The 16,788-nt window shown below is 61.1% G+C and carries 20 protein-coding genes; 1 reads left to right on the plus strand and 19 read right to left on the minus strand.

Translation table 11 applies throughout. From position 1 onward, the window contains the following. Position 1: 1 nt before the first annotated feature. From GO007_RS19690 to GO007_RS19780, 19 genes are all read right to left on the minus strand, one after another. Positions 2-1,231, minus strand: a complete 1,230-nt coding sequence (locus tag GO007_RS19690) for a beta-ketoacyl-ACP synthase (RefSeq protein WP_095102890.1) — start codon at positions 1,229-1,231, stop codon at positions 2-4. Then, on the minus strand, positions 1,228-1,959 hold the full coding sequence (locus GO007_RS19695; protein ID WP_095102891.1) for a 3-ketoacyl-ACP reductase FabG2: 732 nt from the start codon (positions 1,957-1,959) through the stop codon (positions 1,228-1,230). The genes GO007_RS19690 and GO007_RS19695 overlap by 4 nt, the downstream gene beginning before the upstream one ends. Continuing rightward, entirely contained in the window at positions 1,956-2,432 is a 477-nt protein-coding gene (locus GO007_RS19700) for a hotdog family protein (protein WP_095102892.1), read from the minus strand. Before GO007_RS19700 ends, GO007_RS19695 begins: the two co-directional genes overlap by 4 nt. Continuing rightward, a complete protein-coding gene (locus tag GO007_RS19705) occupies positions 2,429-3,598 on the minus strand; it encodes a beta-ketoacyl-[acyl-carrier-protein] synthase family protein (RefSeq protein ID WP_095102893.1) in 1,170 nt (389 codons plus the stop codon). The genes GO007_RS19700 and GO007_RS19705 overlap by 4 nt, the downstream gene beginning before the upstream one ends. 1 nt (position 3,599) lies before the next feature. Continuing rightward, a complete protein-coding gene (locus GO007_RS19710; protein WP_095102894.1) occupies positions 3,600-4,184 on the minus strand; it encodes a DUF3261 domain-containing protein in 585 nt (194 codons plus the stop codon). Beyond that, complete coding sequence (locus tag GO007_RS19715) at positions 4,181-6,505, minus strand: MMPL family transporter (protein ID WP_095102895.1); 2,325 nt, start codon at positions 6,503-6,505, stop codon at positions 4,181-4,183. The genes GO007_RS19710 and GO007_RS19715 overlap by 4 nt, the downstream gene beginning before the upstream one ends. Next, complete coding sequence (locus tag GO007_RS19720) at positions 6,474-7,079, minus strand: LolA family protein (protein ID WP_095102897.1); 606 nt, start codon at positions 7,077-7,079, stop codon at positions 6,474-6,476. Before GO007_RS19720 ends, GO007_RS19715 begins: the two co-directional genes overlap by 32 nt. Continuing rightward, complete coding sequence (locus GO007_RS19725; RefSeq protein WP_095102898.1) at positions 7,076-7,498, minus strand: acyl-CoA thioesterase; 423 nt, start codon at positions 7,496-7,498, stop codon at positions 7,076-7,078. Before GO007_RS19725 ends, GO007_RS19720 begins: the two co-directional genes overlap by 4 nt. A gap of 3 nt (positions 7,499-7,501) precedes the next feature. After that, complete coding sequence (locus GO007_RS19730; protein ID WP_095102900.1) at positions 7,502-9,190, minus strand: glycosyltransferase family 2 protein; 1,689 nt, start codon at positions 9,188-9,190, stop codon at positions 7,502-7,504. Continuing rightward, positions 9,181-9,534 (minus strand): 3-hydroxyacyl-ACP dehydratase FabZ family protein, encoded by a 354-nt coding sequence (locus GO007_RS19735; RefSeq protein ID WP_095102901.1) that lies wholly within the window; start codon positions 9,532-9,534, stop codon positions 9,181-9,183. Before GO007_RS19735 ends, GO007_RS19730 begins: the two co-directional genes overlap by 10 nt. Further along, the gene (locus GO007_RS19740) at positions 9,531-10,880 is read right to left on the minus strand and encodes an AMP-binding protein (protein ID WP_095102902.1); all 1,350 of its coding nucleotides are present in this window, start codon (positions 10,878-10,880) and stop codon (positions 9,531-9,533) included. Before GO007_RS19740 ends, GO007_RS19735 begins: the two co-directional genes overlap by 4 nt. Next, positions 10,877-11,458 (minus strand): COG4648 family protein, encoded by a 582-nt coding sequence (locus GO007_RS19745; RefSeq protein ID WP_095102904.1) that lies wholly within the window; start codon positions 11,456-11,458, stop codon positions 10,877-10,879. The genes GO007_RS19740 and GO007_RS19745 overlap by 4 nt, the downstream gene beginning before the upstream one ends. Positions 11,459-11,463: 5 nt before the next feature. Then, positions 11,464-11,715 (minus strand): acyl carrier protein, encoded by a 252-nt coding sequence (locus tag GO007_RS19750; protein WP_045853985.1) that lies wholly within the window; start codon positions 11,713-11,715, stop codon positions 11,464-11,466. Positions 11,716-11,725: 10 nt separating this feature from the next. Then, positions 11,726-11,983 carry a phosphopantetheine-binding protein gene (locus tag GO007_RS19755; RefSeq protein WP_095102906.1) on the minus strand — a complete coding sequence of 86 codons (258 nt, stop codon included), beginning with the start codon at positions 11,981-11,983 and terminating at the stop codon, positions 11,726-11,728. Continuing rightward, on the minus strand, positions 11,964-12,779 hold the full coding sequence (locus GO007_RS19760) for a lysophospholipid acyltransferase family protein (RefSeq protein ID WP_095102908.1): 816 nt from the start codon (positions 12,777-12,779) through the stop codon (positions 11,964-11,966). The genes GO007_RS19755 and GO007_RS19760 overlap by 20 nt, the downstream gene beginning before the upstream one ends. Continuing rightward, complete coding sequence (locus GO007_RS19765; protein WP_095102910.1) at positions 12,776-13,498, minus strand: beta-ketoacyl synthase chain length factor; 723 nt, start codon at positions 13,496-13,498, stop codon at positions 12,776-12,778. The genes GO007_RS19760 and GO007_RS19765 overlap by 4 nt, the downstream gene beginning before the upstream one ends. 455 nt (positions 13,499-13,953) lie before the next feature. Beyond that, entirely contained in the window at positions 13,954-14,343 is a 390-nt protein-coding gene (locus tag GO007_RS19770) for an LptM family lipoprotein (protein ID WP_095102912.1), read from the minus strand. A 668-nt stretch (positions 14,344-15,011) separates the two neighbouring features. Continuing rightward, on the minus strand, positions 15,012-15,569 hold the full coding sequence (locus tag GO007_RS19775; protein WP_095102916.1) for a DcrB family lipoprotein: 558 nt from the start codon (positions 15,567-15,569) through the stop codon (positions 15,012-15,014). A 73-nt stretch (positions 15,570-15,642) separates the two neighbouring features. Beyond that, a complete protein-coding gene (locus tag GO007_RS19780) occupies positions 15,643-16,308 on the minus strand; it encodes a 7-cyano-7-deazaguanine/7-aminomethyl-7-deazaguanine transporter (RefSeq protein WP_095102918.1) in 666 nt (221 codons plus the stop codon). Between the two features lie 233 nt (positions 16,309-16,541). Between GO007_RS19780 and tusA the strand changes: the two genes are divergently transcribed. Next, complete coding sequence (gene tusA / locus GO007_RS19785) at positions 16,542-16,787, plus strand: sulfurtransferase TusA (protein ID WP_095102993.1); 246 nt, start codon at positions 16,542-16,544, stop codon at positions 16,785-16,787. The last annotated feature ends 1 nt before the right edge of the window (position 16,788 follow it).

The raw sequence follows: 16,788 nt of genomic DNA on the forward strand, positions 1-16,788 counted from the left end.
ATCAAGACCAACGCTTAATGATGATGGACGTATTGATGCCGCCAAAGGCGAAGTTATTGCTCTGCAGATACTCGCAGTCGATCCTGCGCGCTTCCCCCATGATGTAGTCGAGCTCGCCGCACTGGGGATCCGGCTGGCGCAGGTTGAGCGTCGGGGCGAACCAGCCTTCACGCATCATCTGCAGGCTCATCCAGGCTTCCAGCGCCCCGCAGGCGCCCAGCGTATGGCCAAAATAGCTTTTCAACGAAGAGATCGGCACGCGGTTGCCGAAGAGGGTAGCGCTGGCCCGGCTTTCGGCAATATCGCCGCGATCGGTCGCCGTACCGTGGGCCGAAATATAGCCGATATCTTCGGCGCGTAACCCGGCCATGCTGAGCGCCTGTGCCATGCAAATTTGCATCGTTTCCTGCTGCGGCTGGGTGATATGCGCGGCGTCGCAGTTGGTGGCAAAGCCGACGATTTCGCCGTAGATCGTCGCACCGCGCGCTTTGGCGTGCTCCAGCTCTTCGAGGATCAGCGTACCGGCGCCTTCGCCAATCACCAGGCCATCGCGACGTGCGTCGAACGGCGACGGGGTGGTTTTCGGCTCATCGTTGCGCTGGCTGGTGGCGAAGAGGGTATCAAAGATCGCCGCTTCGGACGGGCAGAGCTCTTCGGCGCCGCCGGCCACCATCACCGTTTGATAGCCGTGGCGAATGGCTTCCCAGGCGTAGCCGATAGCCTGGCTGCCGGAGGTGCAGGCGCTGGAGGTGGGAATAACCCGCCCGCGCAGGCCGAAGAAGAGGCCGGTGTTGACCGCGGTGGTGTGCGGCATCATCTGTACGTAGGTGGTGCCGGTAATGTTGTTGGTATGCTTTTCCGTCAGCATGGTGGCAAACTCGCTCACCGGGCCGGTGCTGCCGGTCGAAGAGCCGTAGGCAATACCGGTTTCGCCGTTCGTGAGCACCGCCTCGCCGATCAGGCCGGCCTGCTCCAGCGCCAGCTCGCTGGCGCGGGTGGACATCAGCGATACCCGGCCCATGGCGCGAATACGCTTGCGGGTATAGTGCTCCGGCAGGGTGAAATCGTCGATCGGGGCGCCGAGCAGGGTGTGCAGGCCGTCATAGATTTGCCATTCCGGCATCTTGCGCACGGCGTTCTCGTAAGAGAGCAGCCTGGCGGAAACGTCCTGCCAGTTTTCCCCAAAGGCGGTGACGCCGCCCATCCCTGTAATCACGACACGGCGTGTCATAACATACCTCCATTGATGGAAATAACCTGGCGGGTGACGTAACCCGCAATGTCGGACATTAAATAGCTGGCCAGTCCGGCAACTTCATCCGCCTGGCCCATACGCTTCATCGGGATCAGCGCCATCGCCTCTTTCTGCGCGGCCTCTTCCATCTCGATCATTCCGGTATCAATCAGCCCCGGCGCAATGCAGTTGACGGTGATTTTGCGTTTCGCCAGCTCAATGGCCAGCGCTTTGGTGGCGCCGATAATGCCCGCCTTCGCCGCGCTATAGTTGACCTGACCCCGGTTGCCCATCACCCCGGAAACGGATGACAGGGTAATAATCCGCCCGCCCTGACGGGCACCGATCATCGGCATAATGCACGGCTGAATAACGTTGTAAAAGCTGTCGAGGTTGGTGTGGATAACGCAATCCCAGTCGTCGTCGCTGAGCGCCGGGAAGGCGCCGTCGCGGGCGATCCCGGCGTTGCTTACCACGCCGTACCACGGACCGTGGGCGGCGATATCCTGCTCCAGCGCCTCGCGACACTGCTCGCGGTTGGCGACGTCAAAGCTCAGCACCCGCCCGGCGCCGCCGGCGGCCTGCAGGGTCTCGAGGGTTTCCCGCGCGCCCTCGGCGTCGCGATGGTAATGAACGCCGACGGTAAAACCGTCCGCCGCCAGCTGGCAGGCGATGGCGCGGCCGATGCCCTTGCTGGCTCCGGTCACTAATACTGAACGACTCATGGTTTCTCTCCCTGATTAAAAAGCGTCGTTAACTCTTCGGCGGTAGGCTGGAAGGTATTCACCCTGCCGGTTGCCAGCGCCTCATCCCCGGCGCTGATGGCGCACTCGAAGCTGCCAAAACGCGCGTCCTGCATTAACAGATTAACGCTGATGGTCAGCGTCCGGCCGGCGGGCAGAACCCCCGCGGCGCAGATCAGCTCCCTGGCGCCGAGCACCATGCCGAGCGCAATACTGCTTTGCCCCTGCCGGCGGCGATGCCAGCCTGACCAGACGCCGACGGTCTGCGCCATCAGCTCCAGCGCAAACCAGCCGGGCAGGTTGCCGTCGGCGTCAAGAAACGGCGCCAGCACGCTGCGGCCGGTGACGGCAACGCGGCAAACGGCGGTTTCGTCAGTGACCTTCAGCACCTCTTCCAGCAGCAGCATCGGCGCGTCGTGCGGCAGGTAGTCGCCGGGCGACAAATAGTGGTTCATAAAACTCTCCCGAGCAGAATGCTGGCGTTATTGCCGCCGAAGGCGAACGAGTTGGACAGGATCGTCGGCCGGGCGAGCGGCTGCGCTTTCTCGATAATGCCGCAGGCGGGCAGCGCCGGGTCGCGCGGCGAAAGGCTGAAATCCTGGGCGGGCAGCGGCAGGCTGCGCTGGAGGATCAGCATGGCGATTGCCGCCTCGGTGATCCCCGCCGCGCCAAGCGTATGGCCGGTCAGATGCTTGGTGGAGCTGCACGGCACCTGCTCGCCAAACAGCGCGCTCACCACCTGCGATTCCACCTGGTCGTTAAGCGGCGTGGCGGTACCGTGCAGGTTGATGTAGCCCACCGCGTCGGCGGCGATACCGGCATCGTCGAGCGCCTGGCGAATGGCGCGGATGGCCCCTTCGCCCTGCGGATGGGGAGCCGAAATATGGTGCGCATCGCTGGACTCGCCCACGCCGAGCAGGGCGATGGGCTGCGGCTCCCGGGTCAGCAGCATCAGCGCCGCGCCTTCGCCAATCGTAATTCCGCAGCGGTCGCGGCCGAAGGGCTGGCATAGCGTTGGGGAGAGGGACTCCAGGCTGTGGAAGCCGTTCACAGGCATCCGGCTGAGGGAGTCGGCGCCGCCGACAATCGCCACGTCCGCGAGGCCGGCCTCGATCAGCCGCCGCCCGCTGATTATCGCGCGGGCGCTGGAGGAGCAGGCGGTGGAGAGGGTAAAGGCCGGGCCGTCGAGATCCAGCCAGTGGCTAAGAAAGCGCGACGGGTCGCCCAGCTCCTGCTGCGGGTAGTGCCAGGCTGCGCTCGCCTTCGCGTTGAGCGTGAAGTCCACGTGCCTGTCGCCCTCATCGAGCCCGGAGGTGCTGGTGCCGAGCACCACCGCCACCCGATCGCGGCCGTAGCGGGCGATAGCGTCGTCCACCTGCGGCTGAATCTGCGCCAGCGCCGCCAGCAGCAGCTGATTGTTGCGCGAGCGGTGGGCCGCAAAAGCATCGCCGATGGCGGGCAGCTCGCCGTCAACGCCGCCGAGTATCGCCTGCGGTTGTCCCTGCAGCCAGCCGGCGCGCGGGCGCATACCGGGGGCGATACCGCGCGTCAGGTTGCAGGCGATCTCGTCGAGGCTGTTGCCCAGCGCGTTGATCATGCCGACAGCGGAAATGTAGATCATCTCAGTCGCCCAAATATTGAATGGTGATGTGGTAGCCGAAGGCCTGCTGCTGAATGCTGATGGGTTCACGGCGGCCTTTGCGGTTCAGGTAGGTGATTTCCGTCACCAGCCTGCCGCGGGCGTTGCGCAGCTCGCGCCTGTCGCCGGCGTCGGTCAGCGTCCAGCCTTTCGGCAGCTGCGGCTGCCAGGCCGCGATCGGCCAGTGGCTGAGCATCACGTCCGCCAGCACCTGGCTGGCGGGCGGCATCTGCGGCACCACGATCGACTGTTCGGTATGCACGCCTTTTTCGTCATAGGTGACGAGGAACAGACGAATGCCCACCGACGAGAGCCCGGCCAGCGTCACCTTGTGCGCATCGGCGTTGAGCATTACCAGCAGCGACCGGGTCTGGCCGTTAAAGCTGCCGGTCAGCAGCTGCTGTGAGCTGAGCGACGGCGAGATGCCCGGCGCCGGGAGCGTCACGCGGGCGCCCGGCTCCAGCCACGCCTGCGGGCGCCCCTGCTGCGCCTTTTGCGAATGGCCGCAGCCGGCCAGGACTAAGGTGGCAATCAGCGCGAGGGCGCGGCCGAGTTTGTGCTTCATCATCTTCTTTTTTTCCCTTTTTTGCCGGGCATCGCCAGGGGCGATAGCAGGAAGGCGGTGAAAATCCCGCTAACCAGCACGATGCCAAAGCTGGCGATCGCCTGGGTTGAGCTAAACACCAGCATGCCGAGGGTCAGCAGCGTGGTCATCATGGCCAGGGTGACGGCCAGCAGCGAGGTCAGCGGCGTGCCGCGCGGATTGCTGAAAAACAGCGTGTAGTTGATGCCGATCCCCAGCACCAGCACCAGCGCCAGCAGCGAAAACAGATTAAGCGTATGGCCGCTGAGGGAGAGCGCCGCGAGGCCGCAGCCTAATGAGAGTACCGAAGGCGCGAGGCTGATAAGCCCTTTGCGCCAGCCGAGGCGCAGAACCGCCCCGCAGGCGATGGTGGCCAGCGCGATACCCAGCAGTCCGGTCAGCAAATGGCGATAGAGGGCGAAGAGCTCGTCGAAAGCGCTTTTCCTGTCGACCCACGCCACGCCGCTATATTTTGCGCCGAGGGCCTTCAGCGCCGGACTCTCCTTCACGCCGTCAACCGGCACCAGCACGCCGCTCTCGCCGTTCTGCAGGGTTATCCATAGCAGGCGCCAGCCTTCGCTGGCCGGGCTGGCAAGCCAGGCGTCCACGGTGACCGGCATGGGACTGAGATCCGCATTGACCGCCTGCAGCCCGGCGCTTTGCAGCGCGCGGCTGACCGCCGGGGAGGCCGCTTTCAGCAGCGTCAGATCCTGGCGCTGACGGGCCAGCGAGTTCAGCGGGATCGTTCGGTAGCCGTTAAGCTGACCCTGATTTTTCGCCTGTTCCAGCGCGGGTACAAAGGCTTCCAGCCGCTCCAGCGTTTGCTGCTGCGTCCTGCCGTAGACCACGAACCACTTCTGATCGACGCCCTGACCGGTTAAGGCCGCGATCGTCTTTTCCTGCGCCAGAAGAGGCTGCGGCAGCGCCTGCAGCTGGGATATATCGTCGTCGACGCGCAGGGTGGCGATCCCTGCCAGCGAGAACAGCGCCAGGGCGACCGGCAGGCCGATGGCGAGCTTTTTATTGCGTCGCCATGCCGCCAGCCAGCGCAGCATCAGGAGCATCGCCGGCACCGGACGCACCGGCAGGCCGCGGGAGAGTAGCGGATGCCAGAATATGACCGTCAGGCAGGAGGCGCTGAGCCCGGCGGCGGCGAATACCGACATCTGGCGAATGCCGGGGAAAGGCGCGAGCATCATGATCAGATAGGCTACGACCACCGTCAGCAGCGCCAGCAGCAGCGCGTTGCGTACCTTGGCGAGGCTTTGCCACGGCGTGACCTCGTTGCCGTGCACCATCCGCTCGGTCAGGTAGTAGAGCGTATAGTCGGCAGAAATACCGATAATGCTCATGCTCATCACCAGCGTCATCAGGTGCAGCTCGCCGAACAGCAGCAGCGTGGCGACGGTGCCCGCCAGCGCGCCGATGCCGATGGAGATCAGGCTCAGGATCAGCGGACGCAGCGAGCGAAAGACCGCGACGATGAGCAGAATAACGCCAAATATCGTGGCAACGCCGAGGGTTGAGATGTCCCGTTTTGCCTGCTGGCTGGCGTAGTCGCTGTAAAATACCGTGCCGCGCGAGAGCAGCTGAGCCTGCGGATAGCGGGCCTTGAGCTCCGTTTGCAGGGCGGAGAGGGTGGTCACCAGACGATGCGTTTGCTGCATATCAAACGAGGAGCCCGCCAGCTCGCCGTGCAGCAGGTACCATTGGTTGCCCTGCCGATCCTCGGTCACCAGCCAGCCATCCTTCAGCTGCATGCGCTGGCCGTTTTTCGCCATCGCCAGCTGCGAACCGCGCATCAGCATCAGCGGGTCATTTTGCAGCTCTTTGCCGCTGACGCCGGAAAAAGCGGAATAGAGCTGGGAGAGGACCCACTGCGCCTGGGCTTCGCCGCCGTTTTGCAGGCGGGCGCGGGTGGCATCATCAATCAGCCCGTTGCGGTGCTGCCAGAAAAACGTGCCCCAGGCCTGCTGGCTGTCGGCATCCATCGGGCCTTTCACCGTCGCCAGCGCGTGGGATTTCTGCAGCAGGCTGAGCCACTCGCGGGCAACCTGCGGATCGGCCTGCTTGCCGGGGCTGACCAGCCACACCAGCTGCCGATCAAGGCGCTGCATAAAGCCCTCATTGAGGCTCGGAGGAACGGCGCCCAGCGCCTGTTTCGGCAGCATCGCCAGCACGCTGCTGTTCATCCGCGACTGGGGCAGCAGCGCCAGCAGCACGCCCAGCATCACCAGGCAGACGAGTCCCCACAGCAGCGCGAAGCTCTTGCGGTTACTGTGCAGCAAATCGTTGGCGTTCGTCATCGGTCAGTTGCGCTGGCGTAAGTTGATGTTGAGAAAGGGTGATATCGGTGCGGTCGCCCTGCCTGTCGTTCAGCTGAATGCGTTCCAGGTAGGCCTGCCCGCCGAGATCGATGGTGGCGAAGATTTTATCCAGCGGCGTGGCTATCGGCGTCAGGCGCAGCGTCCAGCGGCCTGCGCCCGCATCGGTGAATTCAACGCGGAAGTTCTGCTCCAGCACCTTGCGGTCGGCCTGGAACAGCGCCCGCAGCAGATGGTTGAACTGGAACATCTGCGGGTTGCTGTCGGCGGTGATGGTCTGCGGCGGCTGGCCGTTAATCGCCTGCACCATTCGCTTGTCATCGAGCAGCAGCTGCATCGGGAACGGCTGGGTTTGATCCCACAGCAGACCCTTATCGCGGGCGATCAGCATCGTCCCCTGGGATCGCAGCGGCTGCGGCAGATCCTTGATGGTGCGGGTTTGATCGAAGTGGGCGCGGATAACCGGCTGCCCGGTGAAGCGCTGCTGCAGATCGTCGAGCGTCAGCGCGCTGACCAGCGGGCTGACGAGCAGCGCCAGCAGGGGCCAGAGTTTCATGGCGTGACCCCCATGCGTTCAAACAAAATATCCGGGCTGACGAAGCTCATTTCCCGGCTTTTCTCTTCTACCGCGACCTGAATGGTGTAGCCGGTGGTGGTCCGTTTTCCGCTGACCGCGTCAACGATCTCATAGCCAATGCGTAGCCGGTTCTCATATTCTTCGAGGCGGGCGCGCACGCGAAAACGCTGTTCAAAGGTCAGCACGTCGCGGTACTTGACGCGGGTGTCGACGACCGGCCACAGGTAGCCGGACTCTTTCATCTGCCGGTAGCCGTAGTTGAACTGATTGAGCAGCGCCTCGCGGGCAATCTCGAAGTAGCGGAAGTAGTTGCCGTGCCACACCACGCCCATCATATCGACGTCGTGAAACGGGACGGTCAGCTCTACCTCGGCAGTAAAACGGGGATCGTTAAGCACCCTTTACTCCTTCTCTTTGGCGTCTGGCAGTTGCCAGAAATCGAAAAAATTAAACCAGTCCAGCGGCGAGCGCAGCGCGTAGTGCTCAAGGCGGCTGGCGTAGCGATCGACCGCGCTTTGTATGGCCTCCTCGCGCCCGGCGCGCGGCAGGATCAGCGGATCGGCGAACGGTTCACAGTGAATATGCAGCTTGTCCTGCTGGCGGAGGGCGAAAATGAGCTGCAGCGGGCAGCGCAGAACGGATGCCAGAATAAACGGTCCCTGCGGGAACGGCGCGGGCTGGCCCATAAACTCGCTCCAGCAGACGCGCCATGTACCGCCGCGCTGGGGCGTCACCGCAATGCGGTCGCCGACAATCGCAATCCATTCACCGCGCTCCAGCTTCTCTTTCAGCAGGATGGCGGTATCCGGGCCGATATCGGTTACCGGTATCAGGTTCAGCCCGGCCTGCGGCGCCATCTCCTGCATGATTTGCTTAAAGCGGCGCGCGTTCTCGCTAAACACCAGCGCATTGATGGTTTTTGTTCCCTGGAGCTGCGCCAGCGCCCGGCAGGCTTCGACGTCGCCAAGATGCGATGCCAGCAGCAGCTTGCCGGTGGGGGCGCTGCGGTGCAGCGTTTCCTGCGCTCCCGGCGCAAAAACCACATCGCGATCGAAGCGGAGTTCGCCGCGCCAGCCGGCGATTTTATCGAGCATCGCATGGCCAAAGCGCAGAAAGTGGCGATAGCTGTTCAGCGCAGGCAGCGGCTGCTGCCGGGCGATAAGCTGCGCCCGCACGCGGGAGAGCCACTCCCGTGAGGCCCGGCGGGCGCGGTGCGCGCTGAGCCAGTAGACGGCGACCACCGGATAGAGCAGCAGCGAAAACGCCTTGCGCCCCAGCAGGCGCCAGACCAGCAGCATCAGGCGCATGCCCCACAGCCCTTTGACCTCCTGCTGCCGCGCCCAGTGTACGGGGGAGCGGCGCAGCAGCAGGGAAGGGATGCGCGGCAGCATGCCGAGGAACAGGCGCGTATGCATCCAGGAGATGCGGCAGTTATCCTTGAAGGCATCAAAATGAGACAGCCCGTCCGGCGGATAGGTGACGCGCGTCGGCACAAAATAGCTGGGGTTGCCCTGCCAGTAGAGGCGGACCATCACTTCGGTATCAAAATCCATGCGCTGACCGAGGGCGACGCGCTGCGCCAGGCGCAGCGTCGGCGCTATCGGGTAAACGCGAAACCCGCACATGCTGTCTTTCAGCTGCAGCGATAGCGTTTCGATCCACACCCAAACGTGGGTTATCCAGCGTCCGTACAGGCGCGAGCGGGGGATGGAGTCGTCGTAAATCGGCTGGCCGGAAATCAGCGCCGCCGGATGGCAGCGGGCGAGGTCGAGCAGCTGCGGAATATCTTCGATGGCGTGCTGGCCGTCGGCGTCGACCTGCACGGCGTGGCTATAGCCGGCTTCGGCGGCGGCCTGCAGCCCGCGGATCACCGCGACGCCCTTGCCGGCGTTTTCGGCCAGCCGGATCAGCGTGAGGTTCGGCTCCTGCGCTGCCAGCCGGGCCAGCTGCCGGCGCGTCTCCTCGCTGCTGCCGTCGTCCACCACAATGCAGGGCAGGCTGAACGGCTGCAGCCGGGTCAGCACGCGCGCCATCATCGCCCCGTGGTTGTAGCAGGGGATCACCACGCAGGGGCGGAAGGTTAGCGACATAGGCGAATTTTCCCGCTGCTGGCGGTATGGCGCGCGTCGCCGTCGTGGCGCTGATAGCTAAAGGTCAGTATCTGACGCGCTTCCTGCCAGCTCAGGGCCAGCGTGACGGTGGCCTCCGGCAGCAGCGGAGCCTGGAATTTTACGTTCTGAATGCTGTGAAAGCGCCAGCCCGGCGCCAGCAGCGTGGTGGCGTAGTGCATCGCCCAGTCCAGCTGCGCGACGCCGGGCAGCAGCGGCTGTACGGCAAAATGCCCGCCGAACCAGAAGAGGTTAGGGTCGAGGTGCAGGACGATCTCTACCTGCTGCGGCTGTGCCTGATGGCGCTCTATTTCATGGGGTATCATGAAAAAAATTCCTGTAGTTGCGCATAGACACGCTTGTTCATACTGTTGACCGGGATGTCGTCAATAACGCGCCAGTAGCGGGGGATCGCCACCGGTTCCAGCGTCGGGCGCAGCGCCTGTCGCCACTGCCGCTCAAGGGTTTTGCCCTCGTGCCGCCAGCGCTGACGGGTCTGCGCATCCAGTACCAGCAGCGCGCCAATCCCCTGGCGATCGCCGCGGGTGACAGGCAGAGCCACCGCGTCGCTGATCCCCGGCAGGTTCAGGAGCCTGAGCTCTATTTCGCTGAGCGAAATCCGCTTCTCTTCGATTTTGACCACCCGCCCCCGTCGCCCGGTCAGGCGAAACTGGCCGTTGGCGGTAAATTCCAGGGTATCGTCGATTAACAGCCCTTCTTCATCGGCGATAAGCGGTGAAAACAGGCGAAAAGACGCCCCTTGCTGCAGGAGCCTGATGCCGGCAAAGGGCTGCCAGGCCGCCTCTTCCTGGCGGCGCGAACGCCAGGCGATCACGCCGGTTTCGGTGCTGCCGTATATTTCATCCGTCCAGACCTTCAGCCAGGCCGCCGCGCGGGCGACATCCTCGGCGGGAAGCTGGCCGCCGGCGGAGAGGATCATCTCTACCGGCGGCGGCGTCAGATGGGGATCGAGACGTTTCAAAAACGCCGGACTGCTGATAAACGCATAGCGGTATTGATGGCCCAGGGCGCTGAGCTGCTCCGCGTAGTAGAGCATGGCCGCATGGAGCGGCAGGCCGAGAGCCATCGGCAGAAAGATGCGAAAGGTGAGCCCGTAGAGGTGCTGAGGCACCACCGAGGCCACGATGCGGCAGCCTTCAAGGCGGGTAGCGAAGCGCGAGGCCAGCAGTTCGGCTTCGCGGTCAAGATAGGCGATCGGTTTGATAACCCGCTTTGGCTTCCCGGTTGAGCCTGAGGTAAACAGCTCTACGCAGGCGTCGCCGGCGATGCTTTGCAACGCGCCGGGCTCCGCCATCGCGCGCCCCGCGCTGCCGATGACCAGCGAGGGTCCGTGCCAGCCGAGGGGCCCGTCGCTGAGGACTCCGTCAAACAGCGCCCGCTGTTCATTCAGCAGCGAGCCGCGGCTATGTCCCGGAATCACCGGAATTTTATGCGCGTGCAGCGTGGCCAGTAGCGCAACGAGAAACAGATAGCTGTCTTCAAAGCACAGCGCCCAGCGCTCGGCGTCATGCCGCTGGAGTTGCTCGACCCATTGCGCCACGTCATAGCGCAAATGGCCCAGGGTCCAGGTCTGCTCATCCAGCCAGGCGATCGGCGTGTCCGACGGACGCGGCGCGTCCAGCCAGCGCGCCAAAGAGAGAGGCGGTATCATGACGATTCTCGCTTTATCATCCGCCGGCGCACCAGCCACTCTGCGGCCATCAGCGTGCCGATCAGCAGATAGGCAATCATGCCGTTCCACGCCGTCCAGAGCGCCATATCGCCATACAGCGCGGTAAAGAGCGCCATGCCGCCGTTAAGAATAAAGAGGCCGCACCAGATTTGCGTCACCCGGCGGGTATAGCGTACGCCTGCCGCGGAAAGCCGCGGATCGCGCAGGCGCGCCAGCCGTTCAACAACCGGCATCGCTGACCACAGCGAGCCGCCGAAAACGGCGAGCATCACGCCGTTGACCACCAGCGGGTAAAACAGCAGCAGCTGGTGCGTTTTCAGCAGGTAGCTGGCGGTGCAAAGGGCGATACCCGCCAGCGCCACCAGCCGGGTGACGGCGCCCAGCGGTCCCGCCTGTCGCCGGGTCTGGCGAAAGCGTAACAGCAGAATCAGCGCCATCAAGGGAAGCAGCCAGTGCAGGCTGTTGCGCGCGAGGCCCAGCCAGATTAAAAACGGCCAGGCCAGCAGGAGCAGGCTCGTTAGCAGCTGTATGCCCTTAGATGAAGGGGCTCCCGACATGCGGGTCAGGCTTCTCGGGACAAGCGTTCAACCGCATCAACCACGTCCTGTACGGTACGCACGGCCTTAAACTCTTCCGGCTTAATTTTCTTGCTGGTCTTCTTTTGCAGATGGACGATCATATCGACGGCATCAATGCTGTCCAGCTCGAGGTCTTCGTACAGGCGCGCTTCCGGGCGGATCTCCTGCGGGTCGATTTCAAACAGCTTAACCAGAAGCGCCGAGACTTCGGCATAAATATCATGTGATTCAGTCATAGGTCGTGCCTCAGGTACGTTGAGCATGGATGAACGCGGCCAGGGTCGCGACGGAGAAGAAGTGCTGGCGCATCTCGTCGCTTTCGGCGGAAAGCACCACGCCGTAACGGTTTTTCACCGCCAGCCCGAGCTCCAGGGCGTCAATGGAATCCAGGCCCAGGCCGTCGCCAAAGAGCGCCGCGTCGGTGTCGATGTCGTCAGCCGACAGCTCTTCCAGATTCAACGTGTTGATGATGAGATTTTTCAGTTCAAGATAGAGCGCTTGCATCATTAATTCCTGAAGTAGGCGTAGTACCTGATTGTAATTGAAGCAAAATATGCCGATTTAGCTGTCTTGCTGCCAGCGACGGTTCTTGTGAGTTTTCGTCGTAAAACTGGGCGATCCGCACCCGCTCGCCTACCTCGATGGTAAACAGGGGCCGGGTCGCCGGCGCATCGTACCATTTACTGTTTTTGCCCAGCATATGTTCGCTGCAGCGAATGACCACTACGCGTAAATCGCTGGCACAGCGCACGGCAATATTGGCCGCGCCGCGCTGAAGGATCATGGGTTCGCCCGGCAGGGTGCGGGTTCCCTCAGGGAAAATTAAAATGGTATCGCCCTGCTGCAGGCGCTGCCGGCTGGCGGGCAGTAGCGCATCGGCCTGATCGTTAATTAAGTAGTCCGCCGCGCGGATCACGCCGCTGACGAACGGGTTTTTCAGTAAGGCGCTTTTTACCAGGCAGTCGGTCTCGGGCATGATTGAAGCCAGCATCACGTAGTCGATCAGGCTAGGATGGTTCGCCACCACCAGGCATCCGCGCTCCTGGCGCAGGATGTCGTCGCCCACGATTCGGTAATCCAGCACGCCGACGGCTTTGACCACCGTTAAGAAGAGGCGGAAGCTGGCCGCAATGCTGCGCCGCGCCAGGCGACGGCGGCGAGATTTATCTCTGATCACCAGCAGCAGCAGGTTAAACCAGACCACGGACAGCAGCAGCCCGCCAAGGCCAAACAGCGCGAAGCAGACGCCGGTCATGAGCCCGCGCCAGGCGCGATTTATGCGTGACAGAATGCCGGTCATGAGCGGCTCCACTGCCACTGCAGGCGCTCGCCGGGCAGGGTAAAGGTTGGGGTATCCTGCAGGTAGTGGCGTAAAAACTGCAGGCTTTGCGGCAGCTCCGCCTCTTCGCTCCGCGCCGCGCGCCGCGTCGAGCAGCGCCACTCTTCGCCCGCTTCGATAACCAGCGCGAGCGCATAGGGCCAGGTGGGCATCGCGGGGGGAAGATACGGGTGATAAAACTCCGGGAGGTGGCCGTCGAAATCAACCATCAGCACGCGCTGATAGCCCGCCTGCAGCAGACAGATCGCCTCGCACAGCCCCTGCTGGAAGGTATCCCGCCCGGCGGAAAGTGAAGAGGAGACGATCGGCTTTTCGGCGGCGATGGTCAGGTTGCCGACCGCGGAATTATGGACAGACAGCGCGAAGTCGGTAGGGGAGAGCGCCTGTTCCGTCGCCAGCGCGTGCAGGATGCGGTAGTTGCGTTCAAGCTCACCATGACGGCTGGTGTACAGCACGGCATCGATGGGATGGCGGCGCAGCATCGCCAGTCCGCACTCAACGGCAAGCCGGCTGCCGGAGCTGAGTCGTCTGGCGGTCATCATCGGTAATTCGCTTAGCTTTGCCTGAGGCGCCGCCGGATCGATGGCGTGCGAAAGCCGTGACCACTGCTGCCACTGCGCCGTTTCGCTAAGTCCTGGGGCTCTGCCCTGCCAGTCAATTATGTTTAGTGCAAATTTCATCAACGCGAGTCCGCGGTAAATCGGTGATTCCGGTAGCGTTTTTTAACGCCACCTTGTTATTTTTCTGCTGACCTGCCAATACAGTATGACCGACGTCAGGTTATCGGGCGCCGCTGTCCGCATTATTTGCCGATCGATTTCGCGTATTTTCAATATTTTCGCGCATCAGTGCAATTTATTGTGGCAAATCTAAGAGCATGACCCGAATATTTTCATCATTCTGGCCGCGGTCTGAGGCGCATTTTTCTCAGCGCCCACCACATATCATACAGGGCGACTCGCGAATACATAGGATAATGCCGAATCAAATGGCGGTTCGGCATATCCCGCGCGCTTTCCGGCGATCGCCGGCTGGCGTTAGCGGGATGATGCCGATATAGCTCCGGGCGCTATATTCCTCTTTGGGGGTAAGAAAACGACCTGCCCCTAATCATATCGCGCCGGAGAGCGGGCTGTTACTGTACGCTTCCCGCGGCCAAATTAACCTGGATGTCTTTATCCAAATTATGTACCCAGCGGTTATAGTTTTTATGGATTTGACCACCGGAGGCCATCAGGTTGAGGCTGCTGAGGTAATGAATAGAATAACCGGTCGCGGAATAGTTAATTTGTACTTCAGCGACGTGATCGCGCGCCTGCTGGCGGGCTTTGATAATACCCGGCGCCGTTTCCGACATTATCCACTGACGCTGTACGCCAGCTCTGAGAATAGCGTTTTTTACCTGGGCATCGGTATGGCCTGCGCTGACCGTAGTCTGAATTTGTTCGATGGGCGCCGTGCGGGCGCAGCCTGCCAATGTCCCGATAACGGCAATAGCCGCCAACCACTTAACAACCTTTTTCATGAACGCTTCCTGTCGAATTATGGGTTATATGATGAGATGCCCAATGCTAAGAATAATTAATATCAGTCTCACCGGGCCGGAATTATGTCTCAGGTAAATATCTCGCGCGTTTTCCGTTTTGACGTCAGGCGAGAAGGGGGTTCATCATAAAGCATAGATCGCGAGGTCACCAGCAACAATGAGTAATGATGATGGATTTCAGATGGTTAAAATTTACTTTGCTAGCCTAAAATTCACAAAAATTATACAATCATCGCTATTCTTCAGCATGGAATTAAGCAGTCGGCTTATTCAGTCATATCATTCCCGCCATTTAATAATAAGCAAATTATTACCCGGCTATATAATGGGGGATTATTTCCCCGGGCTCAGGACGCAGCGGAAATTTAGCTTTATTTACCCGGTTATGCTGTGAAAAGCGTAAATCAATATTCTGTTCTGGTAGCTGTTTTTCAAATGACGACGTGGTAACGGGCAAAAACCGAGTGGGGGAAACCCGCTGAACCTTAATGCCTGAACCGGCGCTTAACGGATTCCGCTTCAGGCTGCGGATTGTCCCGGTAGCGACGTTTAATTTTGCCGGCGGCTGACATCGCTCTGCCGCCGGGCTGGCGGCAAAAAAATGGCCTCCGGTGGCGACACCGGAGGCCATAACGTCTGACCGCGAATTACTGAATGGTCAGGGTATTGATGATGTTTTCCGCAGCAGTTTGCGCCTGCTGCTGGTTGTCTGCCGGCAGAGTGATCTGCAGGGTCAGCAATTTATCATCCACCTTGCCGAGAAGCACCGAAGACCAGGCGGTCTGTCCTTTGGCGGAGATGATGCTGTCCAGCTGCTGCAGCGTGTGGCCTTTGATCTCAACGGATTTATTGGTCACGACCTGCAGCTGCGGATCGCGGCTGCGCTGCTGCTCTTCCAGGCGCTGAGCCAGTACGGCTAAATCTTCATTGGTGCTGTCACCCACAATCACGATCACCGCTTTCTGACCTGTTACATCAGAATAGACGTGCATGTTGTTGGCCTGAGTACCCAGCTTACCGCTCTGGTCGGTCATCCCTGCAGGCAGGGAGAAGCTCAGCTTGCCGTCCAGCAGGCTCACGGTTTGTCCGCTGGCGTTGCTTTCAGCCGCAGCCCCTTCGGTTGGCGCTTTTGAATCGCTGTTATCACAGGCCGCGAGGCCCATAACCAGCAGGCCAATACCGACATATTTAACCAAATTGCGCATTGACATCTTCCTTTCGATAAACGGCCATTAACGGCTCATTCGCTTATCTTATCACATCAGTCTGTGAGTACTCTTAACCTGGCTGCAATGCTGACAAATCAGATTTATCTGCCATTTTTTTCAGCAGCATATTCAACAACATGCCGTACATCGGCAGGAAGAATACGATGCTAATCAGCACCTTGAAACAGTAGTCGACGATGGCGATTTCTCCCCAGTGGGCCGCCATAAAGGGGTCCGGGCTACGCCAGAAGGCGATAAAGAAAAAGGCCAGCGTATCGCTGACGTTGCCAAACAGCGTGGAGGCGGTTGGCGCCAGCCACCAGCGGCGATTTTGCCGCAGGCGGTTAAAGACGTGGACGTCGAGGATCTGCCCCAGCGCATAGGCCATAAAGCTGGCGACAGCGATACGCGCCACGAACAGGTTGAAGTGGGCGAGTGCGGCAAAGCCCTGCCATTCGCCCATATAAAACAGAGCGGAGACGCCGTAGGAGATCAGCAGCGCCGGGACCATCACCGCGAGGATGATGCGTCGCGCCAGCGGTGCGCCAAAAATGCGTACCGTCAGATCGGTGGCGAGGAAAATAAACGGAAAGCTGAACGCGCCCCAGGTGGTATGGAAACCAAAAATGGAGATCGGTAGCTGCACCAGATAGTTACTGGAGGTGATCACCAGCAAATGGAATAGCGATAGCCAGACCAGCGCTTTTTTACGCTGTACGGTAGTAAAGGGATTCATATTGTGACCTTTTTATGCCCGTTATCCTTCAGGCTGCAGAGGCGTCGCCGCTTGTCTACAACACGAATGAGTGAGGGACTGAAATTTGGGGTGAGGGAACCCAATTAAAAACGGCTGCATGATACTGCGTTGGGGGCGTAATGCAACGGTTGTTTTTCGCGCAAACGTTAACCTGGCTTGCGTCGCGTGCGGGTGGCGGTAAACTAGGGCCGTTTTGTTAACGTGAGATGAAAATGAGCGAACTTTTTTCCACTCCTGACCACACTTTGGATGCGCAGGGGCTGCGTTGCCCGGAGCCGGTAATGATGGTGCGCAAAGCCGTGCGTACGATGCCGGTTGGCGAGACGCTGCTGATTATCGCCGACGATCCGGCGACAACCCGCGATATTCCCGGCTTTTGCCGCTTTATGGAACATGAGCTGGTTGCCCAGGAAATTAGCGCGCTGCCGTACCGCTATTTGATTCGCAAAAACCACTGAG

This window comes from Klebsiella sp. 10-1 (assembly GCF_009758445.1).
GTDB lineage: Bacteria > Pseudomonadota > Gammaproteobacteria > Enterobacterales > Enterobacteriaceae > Klebsiella > Klebsiella scottii.